This is a genomic window from Citrobacter sp. wls613, from assembly GCF_005281195.1.
GTDB classification, from domain to species: Bacteria; Pseudomonadota; Gammaproteobacteria; order Enterobacterales; family Enterobacteriaceae; genus Citrobacter; species Citrobacter gillenii.
Genome location: NZ_SZXN01000034.1, coordinates 55,468 through 76,030 on the forward strand (window position 1 = coordinate 55,468; position 20,563 = coordinate 76,030).

19 protein-coding genes and 1 pseudogene are annotated in these 20,563 nt (G+C 50.2%); 8 read left to right on the forward strand and 12 right to left on the reverse strand.

The window, feature by feature from the left end; translation table 11 throughout:
- Positions 1–408: pseudogene (ansA, locus tag FDX01_RS23510) on the forward strand (asparaginase); the annotation flags it as partial.
- 13 nt (positions 409–421) lie between these two features.
- Positions 422–1,060: a bifunctional nicotinamidase/pyrazinamidase gene (pncA, locus tag FDX01_RS04910; RefSeq protein ID WP_137399335.1), complete on the forward strand. Its 639-nt coding sequence runs from the start codon at positions 422–424 to the stop codon at positions 1,058–1,060.
- 35 nt (positions 1,061–1,095) lie between these two features.
- Here the strand turns inward: pncA and FDX01_RS04915 are convergent, their stop codons facing one another.
- The 8 genes from FDX01_RS04915 to FDX01_RS04950 form a co-directional block, all read right to left on the reverse strand.
- Positions 1,096–2,454: an MFS transporter gene (locus tag FDX01_RS04915; RefSeq protein ID WP_137399336.1), complete on the reverse strand. Its 1,359-nt coding sequence runs from the start codon at positions 2,452–2,454 to the stop codon at positions 1,096–1,098.
- Positions 2,455–2,598: 144 nt separating this feature from the next.
- Positions 2,599–3,357 (reverse strand): DeoR/GlpR family DNA-binding transcription regulator, encoded by a 759-nt coding sequence (locus FDX01_RS04920; protein WP_096757301.1) that lies wholly within the window; start codon positions 3,355–3,357, stop codon positions 2,599–2,601.
- Between the two features lie 134 nt (positions 3,358–3,491).
- Entirely contained in the window at positions 3,492–4,475 is a 984-nt protein-coding gene (locus FDX01_RS04925; RefSeq protein WP_096757302.1) for an aldo/keto reductase, read from the reverse strand.
- Positions 4,476–4,484: 9 nt separating this feature from the next.
- A complete protein-coding gene (locus tag FDX01_RS04930) occupies positions 4,485–5,432 on the reverse strand; it encodes a sugar kinase (protein WP_096757303.1) in 948 nt (315 codons plus the stop codon).
- Between the two features lie 4 nt (positions 5,433–5,436).
- Entirely contained in the window at positions 5,437–6,273 is an 837-nt protein-coding gene (locus tag FDX01_RS04935) for a ketose-bisphosphate aldolase (protein WP_137399337.1), read from the reverse strand.
- A gap of 24 nt (positions 6,274–6,297) precedes the next feature.
- The gene (locus FDX01_RS04940) at positions 6,298–7,341 is read right to left on the reverse strand and encodes an NAD(P)-dependent alcohol dehydrogenase (RefSeq protein WP_137399338.1); all 1,044 of its coding nucleotides are present in this window, start codon (positions 7,339–7,341) and stop codon (positions 6,298–6,300) included.
- 17 nt (positions 7,342–7,358) lie between these two features.
- Complete coding sequence (locus FDX01_RS04945; protein WP_137399339.1) at positions 7,359–8,738, reverse strand: MFS transporter; 1,380 nt, start codon at positions 8,736–8,738, stop codon at positions 7,359–7,361.
- Positions 8,739–8,764: 26 nt separating this feature from the next.
- Complete coding sequence (locus FDX01_RS04950; protein WP_137399340.1) at positions 8,765–9,841, reverse strand: zinc-binding dehydrogenase; 1,077 nt, start codon at positions 9,839–9,841, stop codon at positions 8,765–8,767.
- Between the two features lie 297 nt (positions 9,842–10,138).
- Between FDX01_RS04950 and FDX01_RS04955 the strand changes: the two genes are divergently transcribed.
- Positions 10,139–11,392: a glycoside hydrolase family 18 protein gene (locus tag FDX01_RS04955; protein ID WP_137399341.1), complete on the forward strand. Its 1,254-nt coding sequence runs from the start codon at positions 10,139–10,141 to the stop codon at positions 11,390–11,392.
- Positions 11,393–11,485: 93 nt separating this feature from the next.
- Positions 11,486–11,830, forward strand: coding sequence for an HNH nuclease YajD (gene yajD, locus FDX01_RS04960; protein WP_003030690.1), 345 nt, complete (start codon positions 11,486–11,488; stop codon positions 11,828–11,830).
- Between the two features lie 61 nt (positions 11,831–11,891).
- Here the strand turns inward: yajD and FDX01_RS04965 are convergent, their stop codons facing one another.
- The gene (locus FDX01_RS04965; protein ID WP_115258693.1) at positions 11,892–12,167 is read right to left on the reverse strand and encodes a YeaC family protein; all 276 of its coding nucleotides are present in this window, start codon (positions 12,165–12,167) and stop codon (positions 11,892–11,894) included.
- Between the two features lie 41 nt (positions 12,168–12,208).
- Positions 12,209–12,622, reverse strand: a complete 414-nt coding sequence (msrB, locus tag FDX01_RS04970; protein WP_168246963.1) for a peptide-methionine (R)-S-oxide reductase MsrB — start codon at positions 12,620–12,622, stop codon at positions 12,209–12,211.
- A 341-nt stretch (positions 12,623–12,963) separates the two neighbouring features.
- On the opposite strand from msrB, the gene gapA reads away from it, so the two are divergent.
- A complete protein-coding gene (gene gapA, locus FDX01_RS04975) occupies positions 12,964–13,959 on the forward strand; it encodes a glyceraldehyde-3-phosphate dehydrogenase (protein ID WP_096757311.1) in 996 nt (331 codons plus the stop codon).
- Positions 13,960–14,035: 76 nt separating this feature from the next.
- A complete protein-coding gene (locus FDX01_RS04980) occupies positions 14,036–14,920 on the forward strand; it encodes a D-hexose-6-phosphate mutarotase (RefSeq protein WP_137399342.1) in 885 nt (294 codons plus the stop codon).
- Between the two features lie 36 nt (positions 14,921–14,956).
- On the opposite strand, the gene FDX01_RS04985 is transcribed toward FDX01_RS04980, so the two are convergent.
- Positions 14,957–15,811 carry an aldo/keto reductase gene (locus FDX01_RS04985; protein ID WP_137399343.1) on the reverse strand — a complete coding sequence of 285 codons (855 nt, stop codon included), beginning with the start codon at positions 15,809–15,811 and terminating at the stop codon, positions 14,957–14,959.
- 165 nt (positions 15,812–15,976) lie between these two features.
- Positions 15,977–16,723 carry a MipA/OmpV family protein gene (locus FDX01_RS04990; RefSeq protein WP_115258696.1) on the reverse strand — a complete coding sequence of 249 codons (747 nt, stop codon included), beginning with the start codon at positions 16,721–16,723 and terminating at the stop codon, positions 15,977–15,979.
- Positions 16,724–17,156: 433 nt separating this feature from the next.
- Between FDX01_RS04990 and yeaG the strand changes: the two genes are divergently transcribed.
- Positions 17,157–19,091, forward strand: coding sequence for a protein kinase YeaG (yeaG, locus tag FDX01_RS04995; protein ID WP_096757315.1), 1,935 nt, complete (start codon positions 17,157–17,159; stop codon positions 19,089–19,091).
- A gap of 122 nt (positions 19,092–19,213) precedes the next feature.
- Complete coding sequence (locus FDX01_RS05000; RefSeq protein WP_096757316.1) at positions 19,214–20,491, forward strand: YeaH/YhbH family protein; 1,278 nt, start codon at positions 19,214–19,216, stop codon at positions 20,489–20,491.
- The last annotated feature ends 72 nt before the right edge of the window (positions 20,492–20,563 follow it).

Sequence of the window (20,563 nt, forward strand, 5' to 3'; positions counted from 1 at the left end):
GTGCACCCTATCACCCCGCAGCCGATTGGCGTGGTCACGATTTATCCTGGAATTTCCGCAGACGTGGTGCGTAACTTCCTGCGCCAGCCAGTCAAAGCGTTAATTCTGCGTTCTTACGGCGTGGGCAATGCCCCGCAGAATAAAGAGTTCCTGAAGGAGCTTGAGGATGCCAGCTCACGCGGTATTGTGGTCATTAACCTCACGCAGTGCATGTCCGGCAAGGTCAACATGGGCGGTTATGCGACGGGGAATGCGCTGGCACATGCGGGCGTGATTGGCGGTGCGGATATGACCGTTGAAGCAACACTGACCAAGCTGCATTATTTGCTGAGCCAGGGGCTGGACACGCAGGCCATCCGTGACGCGATGACGCAAAACCTGCGCGGTGAACTGACGCCGGATGATTGAAGGAGGAGTGACGATGGCACGAGCATTACTGCTGGTTGATTTGCAAAACGATTTTTGTGCCGGAGGCGCACTTGCCGTTCCAGAAGGTGATAGCACCGTGGATGTCGCCAATCGCCTGATTGACTGGTGTTCGCTGCGTGGTGAGAAGGTTGTTTCCAGTCTGGACTGGCATCCGGCTAATCACGGCAGCTTTGCCAGCCAGCATCAGGTCGCCCCTTACACGCAGGGACAACTGGATGGCCTGGCGCAGACGTTCTGGCCGGATCACTGTGTACAGAACTCGCAGGGAGCGGCCTTGCACCCTCTGCTGAATCAGCGCGGCATTGATAAGACGTTCTATAAGGGCGAAAACCCGCAGGTTGACAGCTACAGCGCATTTTTTGATAACGGTCGCCGTCAGGCAACGGAACTGAATGCGTGGCTTATGCAACAGCGTATTACCGACCTCATCATCATGGGGCTGGCAACCGACTACTGCGTGAAGTTTACCGTCCTCGATGCGCTGGAATTGGGCTATAGGGTGAACGTCATTACCGACGGTTGTCGAGGGGTGAATATTCAGCCTCAGGACAGCACGCAGGCGTTTATGGAAATGGCCGCTGCGGGTGCAACGCTGTATACGCTGGCAGACTGGGAAGAAACGCAAAGATAGAACGTTGCCTGATGGTACAGCCATCAGGCAAGTAATCACCCCAAAGTTGAGATTTCTTCTAGTGAAACCAGGCGGGTTTCAATACCAAAACAAAACAGGATCAGCGCACATACCACCAGCATGATACCCAGGACGATAAACACGGTAACAGAGTCATATTGAGTCAATAATACGGCAACGCCATAGGGTGTAAAGACGGCGACAATTCGACCCACAGCATTGACAAAACCTGAACCACGTAATCTGAGATGCGTTGGCCACAGTTCCGGGACATATACCGCAGAGGCAAAACAGACATACATATATAAAAAGAAAATCATGACCAGACCACAGCTTAAAATCGCCCACTCCTGCGTTTGAATCGAATAAAAATAGCCTAAAAGTGCAATAATAATTAACAGCAACGAACCAAAGAGACGTCGCGGAAAGCGGTCGATAATCAATGCCGCAATAAAAATACCTACCGGTGCGCCAATCATAATAATCGCAGTCATCAAAATGGACTTCGTCACAGCAATACCCGAGTTAACAAAAATAGTCGGGATCCATACGGTAATGGTATACAGTGAGATATTCATCGCAATCAATACCGTAATAGCCACCAGTGTCCGACGCAGCATCTGTCCTTTGAATAACAGCCAGAATGACCCGTCTACGGTGCGGAGTTCGCTCTTTCTCTTCGGTATTGGACACAATGGTAATGTGATTTGCTTTTCTGTTTCTACCTGCAACTCAACATCGAATAAATGCTTCTCCGCCATGTCCTGCTGACCTTTACCTGCCAGCCACCGGGGAGACTCAATAAAGTATTTTCCAGAAATGTACCAGGCCAGCAGCATTCCCACGCCTCCGACTAAAAACATCGCTCGCCAGCTTAAGTATGAGATAACAACCACACCAACCGCCGCCGACAGCATCGGCGACCAGTTGCCAACAAAAGACAGACGCGCAGACCATTTTCCGCGCACCACCGGCGGAATAAACTCAGTGAATGAGGCATAGCCCACCATAATCAGCGCCCCCATGCCGGTTCCCATCAGGCCTCGAAAGAAGATCAACCAGTACATGTTGGGAACAAAAGATGCGGCGATTGCAGAAATGCCAACAATCAGTAGATTGATACGAAATGCTTTACGGCGACCAAAATAATCACCAATAAATCCACCGCTCAGCGATCCGATGAAATAACCAAACATCAGCGCAGACGTAAACGCTGCATTGAGATAATTATTTGACCAACCGTTACTAACCAACTTTGCCAGTACCACGTTACCGGAATAACTAAGAAACCCGGTCAGTAATAAACCAAAACTTATGATACCAAAAATACGAAAATGAAATCGCGAGAAAGGTAAGCGATCTAGTCTTGCACCGATATATTCATATTGTTCCATCTGGATGCCTCAAATGCAGCAAAATATAAAATAATAAATTATGGCAACGCGCGGCAGAGTTAACTTTGCCGCATTTACCATCATCATTTTATTGGGCATTATCCGGATGCAAACTAAAACGCTATCGATATCACAATCCCGTTATTAGTATACGAGCTGGATATTATTTTCCTTGCAAAAGGAAATCCATTCTGCACCCGGTGCTTTATCTGTTATTATGTAATTAATATGACTAAGATCTACCAACTGAACAAATGCTTTACGATCGAACTTTGAGTGGTCAACCAACAGTGCTACTTCAGCAGCCTGACGAATCATGGTTTTCTTGATCTCTGCTTCAGCTTCGTTTGAATCAAGCGCACCGTTGGCGATATCCAGTCCTTTACAACTCATCACCATGATATCAACGTGATATCGGCTGATGATCTCTTTGGTAATACGCCCCTGTAGTGACAGCGTATTTTTGTTTAATTCTCCCCCCGTCGAAACCACATTAATCTCAGACTGTGCCAGTTCATGAAAGGCTTCCGCCGAGTTGGTTAATAATGTGAGGTCATTACGTTCCTTCAGAAGCTTTAATAACTCCATTGCAGTACTGCTGGAGTCAGCCGCCATAGTGGTCTTATTTTTAATAAACGGCAGTGCGTTGCGAGCGACCTTCTGCTTTTCTTCATAGAATGATTTAGCTCGCTTGTAAAAATGAATGTTATCAGACAGCGCGGCGGTATTTAGTACCGCACCACCATACGTACGGGTCAGAAAACCTTCATCTTCAAGCTTTTCAAGATCGCGGCGAATCGTTTCTTCTGTAACCTGAAAAATAGCGCTCAGATTAGATACCGTTACTTTCTTGTCGTTGGCTACCCTTTGCTTGATAGCCTGAATTCTGTCTTTTGCCGCCACGATTACACCTCTGTTTCCTTCAACATCATGATAAGTTACCAGTATCTCACAGGCTATGTTTATTTTCAAAACAACATGTCTGAATCACAGATTTTATGGTCTTTTACACAGAAACAGAGGCGTTTTCTATTTACCTATTTATTATTCAATGCTTCTGCCATTTCTCGCATCAATAAAGAATCCGCGTCGGTTAACGCGATCGTCAGGGCGTCGACGTTTTCACGAACCTGCTCTGGCGCCGTCGCTCCGCTTAACAGGGTGATTAAATCACTTTGCTTTAAAATCCACGCCAGCGCCAGCGCCGGGATTGTGCAGCGGTATTTAGCACACAGCGGTTGCCAGCGTTCTAGCATGTCAATCACGCGCAGCATATTTTCGCGCTGGAACCAGACTTTGTTAGCCCGCGCGCCGCCGGGAACATAATCCCGTGTGATAGTTCCGGTCAGCAACCCCTGTTCCAGCGGGGAATAGACCTGAACCACAATGCCGTGCCGCTGACAGAGCGGCAGCAGCTCAGTTTCCAGCGCCCGGTCGAGGATGCTGTACTTAGCCTGCACGATATCCAGCTCGCCGTGTTTTACGTACTCCCGAATATGCTCAGCATCCACGTTCGCCGCGCCGATAGAACGGATTTTCCCTTCTTTCTTGAGCGCATTGAGCGTATCGACCGTTTCCGCAATCGGTGTAAAACAAGGCTCTACCGACTGCCAGTGGGTCATATAAATATCAATGCTGTCGATACCGAGCCGTTGCAGGCTGGCGTCCACCTCCTCACGAATCGACTCGGGCGTGAGATTTTTATACAGCTGGCGTTCGCCCACTTTATTGAACAGGCTACCTTCCCGCTCCCAGACAATGCCGCATTTGGTTTCGACAACAATCTCGTTGCGCGGCAGTTTTTTCAGCGCCTGCCCCACAATCTTCTCGCTATTACCGAAGTTGTAGCCCGGTGCGGTATCAATCAGATTAATGCCGCAACGATGCGCTTCGATAATGGTGTCGATGCAAACCTGCAAATCAAGATCGCCGTTCCATGCCGGGCCGCCACCGATGGCCCAGGTGCCCAGTCCCATGCGGGAAAGCGTAATATCCGTACTGCCTAAAGGAATCATTTTCATCTGCCGCTATTACCCTTCGTATTCGTCGAGAAGTTGGTCAACCAGTTTTCTGTTTTTCACGCCCGTCGTAGCGCCCACGCTGAGTACCGATATCGCTGCCGTCGCGTTAGCAAACAGCGCACAGTCGCGTAGCGGTTTGCCTTCAAGCAGCGCAGAGATAAACCCCGAAGCGAAATTATCGCCCGCACCGATGGTGTCGATAGCGGTAATTCCCGAAACCGCAGGTACCGCCATTTTCATATCAGCACGCTTGATAAAGCAGCCTTTCTTACCGGTTTTAATCACTACCGTTTTCACACCGCAGTGCAGAAAACTGTCTGCTATCTCATCCAGCGTCTCTTTCCCGGTTAGCAGTTTCGCCTCGTCGACATTGGGAAACAGATAATCGACATAGCTCAGCGCTTCGCGAATATCGTCCAGCGTTTCATTAAGCCGCGGCTTAATCATGTCGGCACAAATGATCAACTGATGCTTTTTGGCCTGAATAAATATCTCCGTTAACGCTTTGCCGTCCAACAAGGGGCTATTAAAGATGCTTGCCAGCGATAGCAGCTTTGCCTGCGAGAAACGGTCAAAATCGACATCGCTAATATTCAGTTTCCACAGGCTGCCGTTGCAGTTAGTCACAAAGGTGCGTTCGCCATCGGCGGTCACTAAGCCCACGTTAATAGAAGTATCAATATCCGCGTCCTGTTTCAGACTCTGGATATCAATATTCTCGCGTCGACAGTGGTCGAGAATAAAATTCCCGGCGGCATCATTACCTACCCGACTGATTAACGCGGTGCGATGACCGAGGCGAGAAATAATCGTCGCTTCATTAATCGCATCTCCCCCGGTGGTCATGGCAATACGTTCTAACGGATAAGAGTCTACATCAAAGATATTTTTACTTACCGGCTGCAAGGGAATATCAACAATGGCCGCCCCTATACAAATAACCTCGATTCTATCCATATTGTCATTCCGCTTTACCGTCTGAACCAAACAGTTTGATTTTCTCCAGCGCGCGCTCTTTTACAGCTTTACGTACTTCACGCTCGACGTGCAGGAACGGCTGGTCCTGGTTTTCTTGCACCGCGACCATCGCGGCCTGACACAGTTCAGTGTGGATATTGATTTTCGAAATACCTAATGAAATGGCTTTCTTAATATCCGCATCACTGATGCCGGAAGCGCCGTGCAGCACCAGCGGCACAGATACCGCCTGACGTACGCGTTTAACCACGTCAAAGTTCAATTTCGGTTCGGAGGTATAGACGCCGTGCTGGTTACCAATCGCTACCGCCAGCGAGTCGCAGCCGGTACGTTCAACGAACTCAGCCGCCTGGCTTGGGTCGGTGTAGTGATAGCCGGCCAGCGCTTCTTCGTAGACCGTTTCATTACCCACGTGCCCCAACTCGGCTTCCACCGGAATACCCAGCGGATGGAAGAAATCGACCGCCTCTTTGGTCAGGCGAATATTTTCCTCGAAATCAAAAGCGGAAGCATCACGCATCAGCGAGTTCATGCCGTGGGTCCAGGCGTTATGGATAATCTCCATACTGCGCCCGTGATCCCAGTGGGTAATCACCGGCACCGCCGCCTTTTTCGCCATGGAAACCATCATATGCGAAAAATCTTCAAACGAGGTATTACCGACAAACCCGGTGCCGAATGAGATAATGACCGGCGATTTTGCCTCTTCCGCCGCATCAATTACCCCCATTAACATTTCCGCATTCCACACGTTAAAGTGAGCGATAGCGTAATGTTTATCCTGAGCATCATTTTCCCAATATTTAATATCTGCTAGCATGGTTATTTCTCCCTTTTCAATTAATTAATGATTAATTTTAATAACGCCTTTAATAATGTCGCGTTTGTTATTAACGGATTCATCAAACGCGCGCTGCACATCTTCATAATCGTAAATATGCGTCACCATCGACTTCACATCGAAACGACCAGAGGAGATAGCCTCAATGGTGACCGGATAGCGGTTGGCATAGCGGAAAACGGTCTGAATCGAGACTTCACGGTTAATTTTGAGGAAATTAATTGCCGAATCACCGGACACCGTGCCGACGATCATGATTTTTCCGCCGCGCATCACCAGATACGGGGCCTGCTTGACGGTGATCGCCGAGCCTGCGGTTTCAAAAACAATGTCGGCCCCCATATCGCCAGAGAACTGCTGGCAGCGGACAACCGTGTCCTCTTTAGCTCCGTTGATGACGGTCGTCGCCCCAAGCTGCTCGGCCATAGCCAGGCGTTTTTCCAGCACATCAACGACGGCAATATCGGTTGCGCCCAGGCATTTACAGGCTTGCAGAGTCATTAAGCCGATACAGCCTGCCCCCAGAATGACGATTTTCTTACCCGGTTTAACATCTGCCAGCATCGCAGCGTGCATCCCCACTGCCGCAGGCTCTACCAGCGCCCCTTCCAGGGTGTCCATATTGTCGGGCAGCTTGTAGGTGAAGCTCTCCGGATGGCACAGATAGTGGGTTAGCGCACCACGATAGTTTGGCTGGGTGGCCATAAAATCGACGTCCGGGCAGATGTTGTATTTCCCTTCCAGACAATAACGACAGTGACCGCACGGCACGCCAGGCTCGATATTGACCCGGTCGCCGGGTTTGAATTTGGATACGCGGTTCCCTACCGCCACCACAGTACCTGCACATTCGTGCCCGAGACCGATTTCCTGATTCGGATCTTTCGGCGGAATAAAAGGGCCCGATTCAAAACCGTGAACATCTGAGCCGCAAATACCGACGTATTCAATTTTAATCAGCACTTCATGCTCTTTCGGTACCGGCATATCGGCGGTAATAATTTTCATCGTGCCGGGTGTTTTTAATATTGCTTTTGAATTTTGCATTTTCTTTCCCATCAATATTATTTGCTGGTCGCGGCATCAATACCGAGACTTTCGACAGAGACGCCTTTGGTTTCAATTCCGATAGTAGCAATGGCGATGGCGACAATAATGGATACCGCCCCCAGCAGCACAAATACCCCCGTCACACCGTAACCGTTAAGCAGTACAGCTACCGCGTAAGGTGCGGCGATACCGCTGATGCGCCCTACCGCATTTGCCAGTCCGGAGCCACGCAGTTTTGCTTCGGTCGGCCATATTTCCGGAACATACACCGCCGAAGCGTAGCAAACATACATATACACAAAGGTAATCAGGAAGAAGCCAATTAACGTAATTAGCAGCATGCTGGTTTGCAGTGAGTAGATATATCCCAGCGCAGCGATTAAAACTAATAAGCCCACACCCATGGTCTTTCTGGGAATTTTATCCATCACCAGCATGGCGATAAATATTCCAAACGGCGCACCGAACATACTCATGGTATTTAAAACAATGGAATCTTTTAGGTTAATACCCTGAGTCATAAATATCGTCGGTAGCCAGTTAATTAAGGTGTACTGCACGACATTCATGGCAATCAGAACGAAGGAACCTAAAATAACGCGCTTGAGTAATACGCCGGTTAATAGAGCCGAATATGGGACAGAGCGTGGGGGCTTACCGTCATCTTCTATCACCACCGGCGGCAGCGGTTTACCCGTCTGCTGAACCACGCCCTCCTCAATGGCCCGCATCACCTTTTCAGCCTCCTGATAGCGCCCACGAGACTCCAGCCAGCGAGGCGACTCGGGGAACCAGCGCCAGGCAATAGCGGTTGCAATCAGCGACAGCACCGCCGGGATCAGCAGTTGCACGCGCCAGTTCCATTCAGCACTGATTAACGGCGTCAGCCCCATTGCAATCAGCGAGCACAGCGGATAAGACCAGTTACCGATAAACGAGACCCTACTGGACCAGGTACCGCGATTTCTGCCAGGCATATATTCGGTGAACCCGGCAAATAAGGTCACCAGAAGCGCGCCTAATCCCACCCCCATGACAAAACGGCAGGCGATCAGGAAGGCCATATTTGGCGAAAACGCCCCCACGACCATGGCAATAATATGAATCGTTTCATACAGGATAAAGGCATTTTTGCGCCCGGTTTTATCCCCGATAATTCCCCCGGCAAGCGCGCCAAGAAACATGCCCGCCGTGGTAATTGCAGAAAACGTGGCGGTAGTGGAATTATCGGTCCAGCCCAGTTCTTTTAACTGTGCGAGAATTAATCCGCCGACGGCATTGCTCCAGCACACCAGTAATCCAAAGGCGACCATGGCAAACATCGATGAATGCCAGCGACAGTCAGGCAGCCTGTCCAACCTGGCGCCGCAGTGCGGTTTTGTTATTTTTTCCATGCGATAACGTTCCTTTAATAAATAGGTTATTCATCAAAGTCGTAAGTCATGATCACTTTAATCGCGGTTTTATCGACCATAGCGTCAAACCCTTCGCGCCATTGTGAGAGACCAATACGGTGAGTGATCATCGGTTTAACGTTGATCGCGCCGCTGGCCAGCAGGCGAATCGCGTTGCGCCAGGACGTGGAGTCATAGGCCATATGACCGATGATGCTTTTGTTCCACGCCGTGATGTCGTTGATGGAGAAATCGAGCGGTTTAAAGCCCATACCCACGCGGACGACTTCACCGTTTGGACGCAGCATTTCGATCGATTGTTTGAGGGCGATATTGGCACCGGAGCATTCGATGACCAGCCCCAGATTGTCTTTCCCGCAGATTTCCTGGCAGCGCGTGACCACATCTTCGGTCGAACCGTTGACTACCGCCGTCGCACCCAATTCTTTGGCGATTGGGAAACGCACCGCAACGTCCTCTTCCAGCCCGACCATCACGATATTGACGGCCCCCATAATGCGAGCCATCTGGACCGAGAAGAGGCCTAATGGACCGGTACCGAAGACCACCACATCCTGACCGGGAAGGAATTTTGATTGCTGAGCGATAGATTTATAAGCGTTGCAGATAGGGTCCAGCACCGCGGCGTCTTCATAATCAACACCCTGCGGGATTTCCCACAGCGCGTGACGGTGAATTTTGAGGATCTCACCCGGTACCAGACAGTATTTTGAAAATCCACCGCCCCAGGTATTGTTATCCAGACCCAAATTCACTTTTTCTGTACAACACAGAAAATCACCTTGTTCACAGGCCGGGCAAACGCCGCAGACGTGCCCACTATTGTCAGAAACCACCCGCTGGCCAACTTTCCAGTCCTTGACCTTTTCCCCTACCTGCACAATATTGCCGGCAAATTCGTGACCGCGAACGGAGTTGAACTGATCGGAACCGCTGTCGACGTTGTAGTGTTTCATATCCGCACCGCAGATAGCCGCCGCTTTGATTTCAATCACTACGTCATCCGGACCACATACTGGTTCCGGCACGTCAATCATCTTATAGCCGCCAAAGGCCTTACCAAATCTTGCCAGTGCTTTCATTGCATCTTCCTTTGTGTTTAGTTTTGCATCAGTGGCACCAATACTTAACCACGCCATCTTCAAGGTCAACATAAAATCTTTAAAACAAAGATAATGATCTGTATTTCACAACTCAGATCACAAATAGAAGTGAACATATCCCAAATTTCAAAGGACCATGGAAGCCGCTTCGCTAAACATGGCGTGAACCCCTTCGCATTTTTCCTTTTTGTAAACTGCTAGCCTGCGAGAGCTGTTTTTTTCGCCACGCCATTATCGTGGCGTGTTTGCTTGTTTAAATGTCAAAGAGGAACACCGATGAAACTTTTGCCTTTGCTGGCAGCATTACCCCTGCTCTGCGCGAGCGTTGTGTCCGCTAATACCCTGATGTCTGTCGGTTACTTTAACGGCGGTGGCGATGTTACTGCCGGTCCCGGTGGCGATATTGATAAACTGGACGTCCGCCAGATTACCCATCTCAATTACTCCTTTGGTCTGGTCTACAACAACGAAAAAGACGAAACCAATGACGCATTAAAAGATGCCAGCAAGCTGCATCAGATTTGGCTGTCGCCAAAAGTACAGGCTGACTTGCAGAAGATCCCCACATTGCGTAAGCAAAACCCTAACCTGAAAGTGCTGCTTTCTGTGGGTGGCTGGGGGGCGCGCGGATTCTCAGGTGCGGCGGCAACCAAAGAAACGCGAGCAGTGTTTATTCGGTCCGTACAGGAGATTGTGAAGAAATACGGCCTGGATGGTATCGATCTCGACTGGGAGTACCCGGTAAACGGTGCATGGGGACTGGTCGATAGCCAACCCGCCGATCGGGATAACTTTACCTCGCTACTGAAAGAACTGCGTAGCGCAATGGGCCAGCAAAAACTGGTCACCATTGCCGTGGGCGCAAACGCGGGTAGCCCGAAAAGCTGGGTGGACATGAAGGCGATAGCCCCGTCGCTCGATTACATCAATCTGATGACCTATGACATGGCTTACGGCACTCAGTACTTCAACGCCAATCTCTATGATTCAACACAATGGCCAACGGTGGCGGCGGCAGATAAATACAGCGCCGATTTTGTGGTTAGTAACTATCTTGCCGCAGGATTAAAACCGAGCCAGATGAACCTGGGAATTGGTTTCTATGGCCGGGTGCCTAAACGCGCCGTCGAGCCAGGGATTGACTGGAGCAAACCCGATGCGCAGAAAAATCCGGTCACCCAGCCCTACTTCAGCGCCCAGCAAATTGAACTGTTCAAATCACTGGGCGTGGATCTGACCAAAGATACCTATGTGAAATACAACGACATTGTGGCGAAGCTCATCAACGATCCGCAAAAACGCTTTACCCAGCACTGGGATGATGAAGCAAAAGTGCCATGGCTGTCGGTGCAGTCGGCTGACGGCAAAGCGCTGTTTGCCCTTTCTTACGAGAACCCACGATCGGTGGCAATCAAAGCAGACTACATCAAGAGCAAGGGGCTGGGCGGGGCCATGTTCTGGGAGTATGGCGCGGACGATAAAAACCAACTGGCTAAGCAGCTGGCTGAGTCGTTAGGGATTAAACACTGATCCCCACGTCGTGCACAATAGGTTATGATTATCACCATCTGCTGCGCCTGACGTTGGCGCAGCTTTTCATATTCTACAGGAGCACGAGGTTTTATGGCTTTTATCCCTAAAAATTACGCCCGTCTGGAAGTCGGATACCGGGAAAAGGCGCTTAAACTGTTCCCCTGGGTCTGCGGGCGCTGTTCGCGCGAGTTCGTGTATTCCAACCTGCGCGAGCTGACGGTACACCATATCGATCATGACCATTCCAATAACCCGGAAGATGGCAGTAACTGGGAGATGTTATGCCTGTATTGCCACGATCATGAGCACTCGAAATACACCGAAGTGGATCAGTATGGTTCTACCGTGGTAGCGGGCGAAGATGCGCAGAAAGACGTCGGCGAGGCGAAATACAACCCGTTTGCCGACCTTAAGGCGATGATGAACAAGAAGTAAGACTTTGCAGGTCCGTTACGGTAAGCCGTGCCGGACCTGCAAATTCATGTTGTTTCCACAATCAGGATTTGAACGTCGCAATCGGCTCAGGCGTTATCCCAAATTCAACTTTCAGCTGCTGCTTACTCTTCATGACCATCTCACCGTTGGTGTCGATAGTCATATGCTGCGCATCGATATTGTTACGCGCCTGCCATAACATCACCAGTTGCATGCTGTTCTCTTTTTGTTCTGCCGTCAGCGCGACGCCATCCGGCCATTTTCCCAGCTCAACGGCCGTCGATAAGCGCTGATAAACTTCCGGCGTCATGCTGTTAATCATCTCATCAAGATTCATCTTAAACCCACTCCCGTAGAATAATTTGCTGAATCGCTTCTTCAGCCTTTAATCTGCTCACCGTTTTCATCGTCGGTAAAGTTCAAAGACGCTGAGTTGACGCAGTAGCGTTCACCGGTAGGTTTTGGACCATCCGGGAAGACATGTCCCAGGTGCGCATCACAGTTGCCGCAACGAATTTCAATGCGCTGCATGCCATGTGACGTATCCTTAATGTAACGAATCGCCTCTTCACTGACAGGCTCGTAAAAGCTAGGCCAGCCGCAGCCAGAATCATATTTTGTATCAGAACGAAACAGCGGTTTGTCACAGATCAGGCAGTGGTAAACACCGTCCCGCTTGTTATGCAGCAAACGCCCGGTAAATGGCGGTTCTGTCCCATGGTTTTGTGTCACATAGAACTGCATTTCGGATAAATTTTTCTTTAGGTCTTCTGGAGAAGGTTGATTAGCCATTTGCTCACATCTCGCTTTATCTAAACTCACATTGCGAGACAGATTCTAACAAAACATTAACACCGCAGGGCGAACTTTTGTTCTAAACTTGATCATTGCGAAATGGCAGCCTATAAATCGTGATAGCAATCACGTTTTTATCTTGATTGCTCTTTAAAATTCGGGCCGCCGCCCCCATGTGGTTTCAAGCCCAAAGGAAGAGTGAGGCGAGTCAGTTGCGCAAAGCTTAGGCAGCAGATTGATTTGTCGCAATGATTGACACGATTCCGCTTGACGCTGCGTAAGGTTTTTGTAATTTTACAGGCAACCTTTTATTCACTAACAAATAGCTGGTGGAATATATGACTATCAAAGTAGGTATCAACGGTTTTGGCCGTATCGGTCGCATTGTTTTCCGTGCTGCTCAAGAACGTTCTGACATCGAGATCGTTGCAATCAACGACCTGTTAGACGCTGACTACATGGCTTACATGCTGAAATATGACTCCACTCACGGCCGTTTCAACGGTACCGTTGAAGTGAAAGACGGTCATCTGATCGTAAACGGTAAAAAAATCCGTGTTACCGCTGAACGTGATCCGGCTAACCTGAAATGGGACGAAGTTGGTGTTGACGTAGTTGCTGAAGCTACTGGCCTGTTCCTGACAGACGAAACCGCTCGTAAGCACATCACTGCTGGCGCGAAAAAAGTGGTTCTGACTGGCCCGTCCAAAGACAACACTCCGATGTTTGTTAAAGGCGCTAACTTTGACAAATACGAAGGTCAGGACATCGTTTCTAACGCTTCCTGCACCACTAACTGCCTGGCTCCGCTGGCTAAAGTTATCAACGACAACTTCGGTATTATCGAAGGTCTGATGACTACCGTTCACGCGACCACCGCGACTCAGAAAACCGTTGATGGCCCGTCTCACAAAGACTGGCGCGGCGGTCGTGGCGCAGCACAGAACATCATCCCGTCCTCTACCGGTGCTGCTAAAGCAGTAGGTAAAGTACTGCCAGAACTGAATGGCAAACTGACTGGTATGGCGTTCCGCGTTCCTACTCCGAACGTATCCGTTGTTGACCTGACCGTTCGTCTGGAAAAAGCTGCTTCTTACGAAGAAATTAAGAAAGCAATCAAAGCTGCTTCCGAAGGCCCGATGAAAGGCGTTCTGGGTTACACCGAAGACGACGTTGTATCTACCGATTTCAACGGTGAAGTTTGCACTTCCGTGTTCGATGCTAAAGCAGGTATCGCACTGAACGACAACTTCGTGAAACTGGTATCCTGGTACGACAACGAAACCGGCTACTCAAACAAAGTTCTGGATCTGATTGCTCACATCTCCAAATAAGTTGAGATGAAAATCTGATCCAAAAAGGCGACCTCGGTCGCCTTTTTTTATGGTTTTCAACATCAAGGATTGCATCATGATTAATAAAATTTTTGCACTTCCGATAATCGAACAAATTTCCCCTGTCCTCTCCCGTCGTCAGTTGGACGAACTGGAGGTCGTGGTGGTCGATCACCCGCAGGTTAAAGCCTCTTTCGCCCTACAGGGCGCGCATCTTCTGTCATGGAAACCGACCGGCGAAGATGAGGTCCTGTGGTTAAGCAACAATACGCCGTTTAAAACGGGCGTAGCGCTGCGTGGTGGCGTCCCTATTTGCTGGCCATGGTTTGGCCCAGCGGCACAGCCAGGGCTTCCCTCGCACGGTTTTGCCCGTAATCTGCCGTGGACGCTGAAAGCGCACAACGAAGATGACAACGGTGTGGTTCTGACGTTTGAACTGCAAAGCAGTGCTGAAACGCGTCAGCTTTGGCCGCATGAGTTTACGCTGTTAGCGCGTTTCAAAGTGGGTGCTACTTGTGAAATAGAACTGGAAGCCCACGGTGAATTTGAAACCACCTCCGCGCTGCACACCTATTTTAACGTCGGTGACATTGCAGCGGTGAAAGTGAGTGGCCTTGGTGACCGTCTGATCGATAAAGTTAACGATGCGAAAGAAGATGTCCTGGCTGACGGTATCCAGACGTTCCCGGACCGCACCGACCGCGTGTATCTGAACCCGGAAGCGTGCAGCGTCATCCATGACGATTCACTGAACCGCAACATCGACGTCGTACACCATCACCATCTGAACGTTGTCGGCTGGAACCCAGGGCCTGCCCTGTCTGTCAGCATGGGTGACATGCCGGACGACGGGTACAAAACATTTGTCTGCGTAGAAACCGCTTACGCGACCGCGCCGCAGAAAACCACCACTGAGAAACCTTCTCGCCTGGCACAAACAATTCGTGTTGCTAAGCGCTAAGATTTTGCCAGTTGCCTGATGGCAACTGGCGTTTTATCAGGCCATATCTAGCGGTGTTTTAGCTGCTGGGGCAGGAAAAGCCGAGTCTAACAACATCAACTCCTCGTCAGAAAGCGTCATATTTAGCGCTGCGGCATTCTGCTCAACGTGTGCGACATTTGCCGCCTTCGGAATGGCTATCACCCCCGGTTGTCGAATAACCCACGCCAATAAAATCTGCGCGGCGCTGGCCTTGTGCGCGTGCGCAATCTCACTCACCACCGGATTAGTGAGCAAATCTCTGCGTAAACGCCCCGCCTGGGCCAACGGGCTGTAGGCCATGACCGGTATCTGCCGTTGCTGACACCATGGCAGCAAATCAAACTCAATGCCGCGTGACGCCAGATGATACAGCACCTGATTCGTGGCACACTGCTGTCCACCAGTAACCTGCCATAGCGCCTGCATGTCTTCATAGTCGAGGTTAGAAACGCCCCAGCGGCGGATTTTCCCTTGCGCGATCAACCTTTCCATCGCCTCAACCGTCTCTGCAAATGAAAAATTACCCGTCCAATGCAGTAAGTAGAGATCCAGATAATCGGTCTTCAGTCGCCGCAGGCTCGCTTCGCAGGCCGCGATGGCTTTCTGGCCCCCAGCATTCCAAGGATAAACTTTTGATACCAGAAAAGCGTCATCGCGTCGCCTCAATAACGCCTCGCCGACGATCTCTTCCGCTGCACCATCTGCGTACATTTCTGCAGTATCAATAAGGCGCAAACCCAGATCCAGTCCAGCACGCAGCGCCGCCACTTCAGCTCCCCGGCAATGGGCGTTTTCACCCATATACCACGTCCCCTGCCCGATAGCAGGAAGCGTGGCCTGCCCGGTAAACATCACCTGTTTATCTGTCATCGCACTCTCCTGTATTTTGCACCACAGTAAAGCAAAACAGTGCGCATGTGTCCTGTAATGGTGCACAAATTGCACCATCATCGTTTGGGCTATTTGTTGCCCGGCCTGCCAGCAGACACAAAAAAGCCCGCTGTAATGCGGGCTTCTGTTCAGTATGTTCAGCTATCAGAACTTGTAGGTAATACCCGTAGAGATCAGACCCGTCCAGGATTTGTCTACCATCGGACTGTCGGTCACTTCATCAGACAGGTGGGTATAACGCGCCGTCGCGTATGCACTCCAGTTGCCGATGAAGTTATAATTTGCGCTCAGCTCCAGGTACGGGCTCCAGCTGCTATTTGGATCGTAGCTACGCAGGCCGCTGCGAGAGGATTCATGATGCGATACACCATAATAGTATTCGTTTTGGTTTTCGCTGTTCCACTCGACACCGATCCCCGGCGTCAGCGTCAGGCCACCGTTAGTGTAACGATATAACCACGCCAGATCCCAGACGATACCATTACTGTTGTCCAGCGCGTCTCCCGCAAGGCTGGTACGCAGGAAGCCGTATTGCGTATTGTGGACGTAAGACAGACCGGCCATCATGGTGCTCTTACGTTTATCCAGTCGACGCAATTGACTGTTATCGCTGTCGCCCGGCTTAAAGTACATCGGTGACCAGTAAGCCATGACAGACAACTTATCGGTATTGTCATTCCACAGGTAGTAACCGCCCCCCAGCCCACGGAACCAGAAGTTCTCACTGTCATAGGTCACTACAGGTACCGGGTAAACGTCGTTATCGTATTGTTTATAAGCGTTCTCAACCACACCAACGCCCGCGCCCAGCGACAGGTCGCTTTCTGCTTGTGCTACGCTGGAAGAAGTGGCAATAAGCACGCCAAGTGCCAGAAGTTTGAGTTTGGTCACAGTCCATAATTCCTTATTCAAATGTAAAGCACCCAAAGTGTAACCGTCATTGCGTGACAGCCCAACTATTTTACGTATTCATCTCGTTATGTAACCCTCTAATTTCTCAGCGAGTGATGACATTTTACTTGCAGTCCGATGAACAAGGCATGAATTCCGCCCTATTTCTTTACATAAGATGTCTATTTTTTGCCGATGAGTTATTGATATGCCATTGAAATTCGTTTGCGCGCGCAGGCAAGTTTTGCAAATGCCATCTACGCTTAATTTTAGAAGGTGTATCACCGAATACGTTGATCTTCTGACCATCAAAATGGCATGAGAGTTGCTTATTTTTCCAGCAGCGACGTCGTTCAGTTTACCTCTTCAGGGGCCTCTACTATTCATATGAACGGCTCTTAACATGTGCTAAAAAACGAAAGGACGGCATACCATGAATATATTCGATCACTATCGCCAGCGTTATGAAGCTGCCAAGGACGAAGAGTTCACGCTGCAGGAGTTTCTTACCACTTGTCGGCAAGATCGCAGTGCTTATGCCAACGCGGCAGAGCGGCTATTAATGGCTATTGGTGAGCCTGTCATGGTCGATACTGCCCATGAACCTCGACTTTCTCGACTCTTCTCTAACCGGGTTATTGCACGTTATCCCGCGTTTGAAGAGTTTTACGGCATGGAAGACGCGATTGAACAGATTGTCTCCTATCTGAAGCACGCGGCGCAGGGGCTGGAAGAGAAGAAGCAGATCCTGTATCTGCTGGGGCCTGTAGGGGGAGGAAAATCCTCTCTTGCTGAGCGACTGAAGTCGCTGATGCAGAGGGTACCGATTTATGTCCTGAGCGCCAACGGTGAACGCAGCCCGGTTAACGATCACCCGTTATGCCTGTTTAATCCGCAGGAAGATGCACAAATCCTGGAGAAAGAGTACGGGATCCCACGTCGCTATCTTGGCACCATTATGTCGCCATGGGCCGCGAAGCGTCTGCATGATTTTGGTGGAGACATCACCAAATTCCGCGTGGTTAAAGTGTGGCCGTCTATTCTGGAACAAATCGCTATCGCCAAAACGGAACCGGGTGATGAGAACAACCAGGACATTTCCGCGCTGGTCGGCAAAGTGGATATTCGTAAACTCGAACACCACGCCCAGAACGATCCGGATGCCTACGGCTATTCCGGCGCACTGTGCCGGGCTAACCAGGGGATTATGGAGTTCGTGGAGATGTTTAAAGCACCGATTAAAGTGCTACATCCTCTGCTGACCGCAACGCAGGAAGGTAACTACAACGGGACAGAAGGTATTTCTGCCCTGCCGTTTAACGGCATCATTCTTGCCCACTCAAACGAATCTGAATGGGTGACGTTCCGTAACAACAAAAATAACGAAGCCTTCCTTGACCGCGTATACATCGTGAAGGTTCCGTATTGCTTACGCATTTCCGAAGAGATCAAAATCTACGAGAAATTGCTTAATCACAGTGAATTGACCCACGCGCCGTGCGCACCGGGTACGCTGGAAACGCTGTCTCGCTTTACCATTCTTTCTCGCCTGAAAGAGCCAGAAAACTCGAGCATCTACTCGAAGATGCGCGTTTACGATGGCGAGAGCCTGAAAGACACCGATCCGAAAGCGAAATCCTACCAGGAGTACCGGGATTACGCCGGAGTCGATGAGGGGATGAACGGTCTGTCAACGCGCTTCGCGTTTAAGATCCTCTCCCGCGTGTTTAACTTTGACCATGTAGAAGTGGCAGCCAACCCGGTGCACCTGTTCTATGTTCTGGAGCAGCAAATTGAGCGCGAGCAGTTCCCGCAGGAGCAGTCCGAACGTTATCTCGAGTTCCTGAAAGGTTATCTGATCCCGAAATACGCTGAATTTATTGGCAAAGAGATCCAGACCGCCTATCTGGAATCCTACTCCGAGTATGGACAGAACATTTTTGACCGTTATGTCACCTATGCGGATTTTTGGATCCAGGATCAGGAATACCGTGACCCGGATACCGGTCAGCTGTTTGACCGCGAGTCGCTGAATTCAGAACTGGAAAAAATTGAAAAACCGGCGGGTATCAGCAACCCGAAAGATTTCCGTAATGAGATCGTCAACTTTGTTCTGCGCGCCAGAGCGAATAACAGCGGTCGTAATCCAAACTGGACCAGTTACGAAAAACTGCGCACGGTTATTGAGAAGAAAATGTTCTCCAACACCGAGGAGTTGCTGCCGGTCATTTCGTTTAACGCTAAAACCTCAACTGACGAGCAGAAAAAGCACGACGATTTTGTCGACCGCATGATGGAAAAAGGCTACACGCGTAAACAGGTGCGTTTACTGTGCGAATGGTATTTGCGCGTACGTAAATCGTCTTAACATAAGTGCCCGGTGGCGCATGCGCTTACCGGGCATGCAAAACAATGTTCCGTAGGCCGGATAAGCGCCAGCGCCATCCGGCACTTACAGACATGGCGAACAGTTGGCAGTACGGGGGGCATATGACCTGGTTCATAGACCGACGTCTTAACGGTAAAAACAAGAGCACGGTTAACCGCCAGCGCTTCTTGCGCCGTTATAAATCACAAATTAAACAGTCGATCTCCGAGGCCATTAATAAGCGTTCGGTGACTGATGTCGATAGTGGCGAGTCTGTCTCTATCCCAACCGATGATATTAGCGAACCGATGTTCCATCAGGGGCGTGGAGGCCTGCGCCATCGCGTACATCCGGGTAACGACCATTTTGTGCAGAACGACCGTATAGAACGCCCTCAGGGCGGCGGCGGGGGTTCGGGAAGCGGGCAAGGCCAGGCCAGCCAGGATGGAGAAGGCCAGGATGAGTTCGTGTTTCAAATTTCTAAAGATGAGTATCTGGATCTGCTGTTTGAAGATTTGGCACTGCCGAATCTGAAGCAAAATCAGCAACGTCAGTTAACGGAATACAAAACCCACCGTGCGGGCTTCACCTCCAACGGGGTGCCAGCCAATATCAGCGTGGTGCGTTCCCTACAAAACTCACTGGCGCGCCGCACGGCGATGACGGCAGGTAAACGTCGGGAGCTGCACGCGCTTGAAGCTGACCTGGAGACCATCGCCAATACAGAACCGGCGCAGTTGCTGGAGGAAGAACGCCTACGCAAAGAGATTGCTGAACTGCGGGCAAAAATTGAACGCGTCCCGTTTATCGACACCTTTGATTTACGCTATAAAAATTATGAAAAACGACCCGATCCTTCCAGCCAGGCGGTGATGTTCTGTCTGATGGACGTTTCCGGCTCGATGGATCAGTCAACGAAAGATATGGCCAAGCGGTTTTACATTCTGCTGTATCTGTTCTTAAGCCGTACCTACAAAAACGTGGAAGTGGTTTACATTCGCCACCATACCCAGGCAAAAGAGGTGGACGAGCATGAGTTCTTCTACTCTCAGGAAACCGGGGGCACCATCGTCTCCAGCGCGCTGAAGTTGATGGATGAAGTGGTGAAAGATCGTTACGATCCTGCCCAGTGGAATATCTATGCGGCGCAGGCATCAGATGGCGATAACTGGGCGGATGACTCACCGTTGTGCCATGAGATTCTGGCGAAAAAACTGCTGCCGGTGGTGCGATATTATAGCTATATCGAAATCACCCGTCGCGCGCACCAGACCTTATGGCGTGAGTACGAGCATCTGCAATCGACCTTTGATAACTTTGCCATGCAACATATCCGTGACCAGGATGATATCTATCCGGTGTTCCGGGAACTGTTTCATAAGCAGAGTGCCACAAGTTGAGATGAACCATTGACGATCGGCCAGTTACGTACTGTTTCTGGCTGATTTTTCAACATGATACGCCCACTCTAC

Excerpts from the sequence above, each read along its gene's own strand:
- FDX01_RS05000 (WP_096757316.1), top strand. The coding sequence starts at position 19,214 with ATGACCTGGTTCATAGACCGACGTCTTAACGGTAAAAACAAGAGCACG.
- msrB (WP_168246963.1), bottom strand. The coding sequence starts at position 12,622 with ATGGCTAATCAACCTTCTCCAGAAGACCTAAAGAAAAATTTATCCGAA.
- FDX01_RS04935 (WP_137399337.1), bottom strand. The coding sequence starts at position 6,273 with ATGCTAGCAGATATTAAATATTGGGAAAATGATGCTCAGGATAAACAT.
- FDX01_RS04950 (WP_137399340.1), bottom strand. The coding sequence starts at position 9,841 with ATGAAAGCACTGGCAAGATTTGGTAAGGCCTTTGGCGGCTATAAGATG.
- FDX01_RS04915 (WP_137399336.1), bottom strand. The coding sequence starts at position 2,454 with ATGGAACAATATGAATATATCGGTGCAAGACTAGATCGCTTACCTTTC.
- FDX01_RS04930 (WP_096757303.1), bottom strand. The coding sequence starts at position 5,432 with ATGGATAGAATCGAGGTTATTTGTATAGGGGCGGCCATTGTTGATATT.
- pncA (WP_137399335.1), top strand. The coding sequence starts at position 422 with ATGGCACGAGCATTACTGCTGGTTGATTTGCAAAACGATTTTTGTGCC.
- FDX01_RS04985 (WP_137399343.1), bottom strand. The coding sequence starts at position 15,811 with ATGACAGATAAACAGGTGATGTTTACCGGGCAGGCCACGCTTCCTGCT.
- FDX01_RS04940 (WP_137399338.1), bottom strand. The coding sequence starts at position 7,341 with ATGCAAAATTCAAAAGCAATATTAAAAACACCCGGCACGATGAAAATT.
- yeaG (WP_096757315.1), top strand. The coding sequence starts at position 17,157 with ATGAATATATTCGATCACTATCGCCAGCGTTATGAAGCTGCCAAGGAC.
- FDX01_RS04925 (WP_096757302.1), bottom strand. The coding sequence starts at position 4,475 with ATGAAAATGATTCCTTTAGGCAGTACGGATATTACGCTTTCCCGCATG.
- FDX01_RS04980 (WP_137399342.1), top strand. The coding sequence starts at position 14,036 with ATGATTAATAAAATTTTTGCACTTCCGATAATCGAACAAATTTCCCCT.
- FDX01_RS04965 (WP_115258693.1), bottom strand. The coding sequence starts at position 12,167 with ATGAATCTTGATGAGATGATTAACAGCATGACGCCGGAAGTTTATCAG.
- FDX01_RS04945 (WP_137399339.1), bottom strand. The coding sequence starts at position 8,738 with ATGGAAAAAATAACAAAACCGCACTGCGGCGCCAGGTTGGACAGGCTG.
- gapA (WP_096757311.1), top strand. The coding sequence starts at position 12,964 with ATGACTATCAAAGTAGGTATCAACGGTTTTGGCCGTATCGGTCGCATT.
- FDX01_RS04955 (WP_137399341.1), top strand. The coding sequence starts at position 10,139 with ATGAAACTTTTGCCTTTGCTGGCAGCATTACCCCTGCTCTGCGCGAGC.
- yajD (WP_003030690.1), top strand. The coding sequence starts at position 11,486 with ATGGCTTTTATCCCTAAAAATTACGCCCGTCTGGAAGTCGGATACCGG.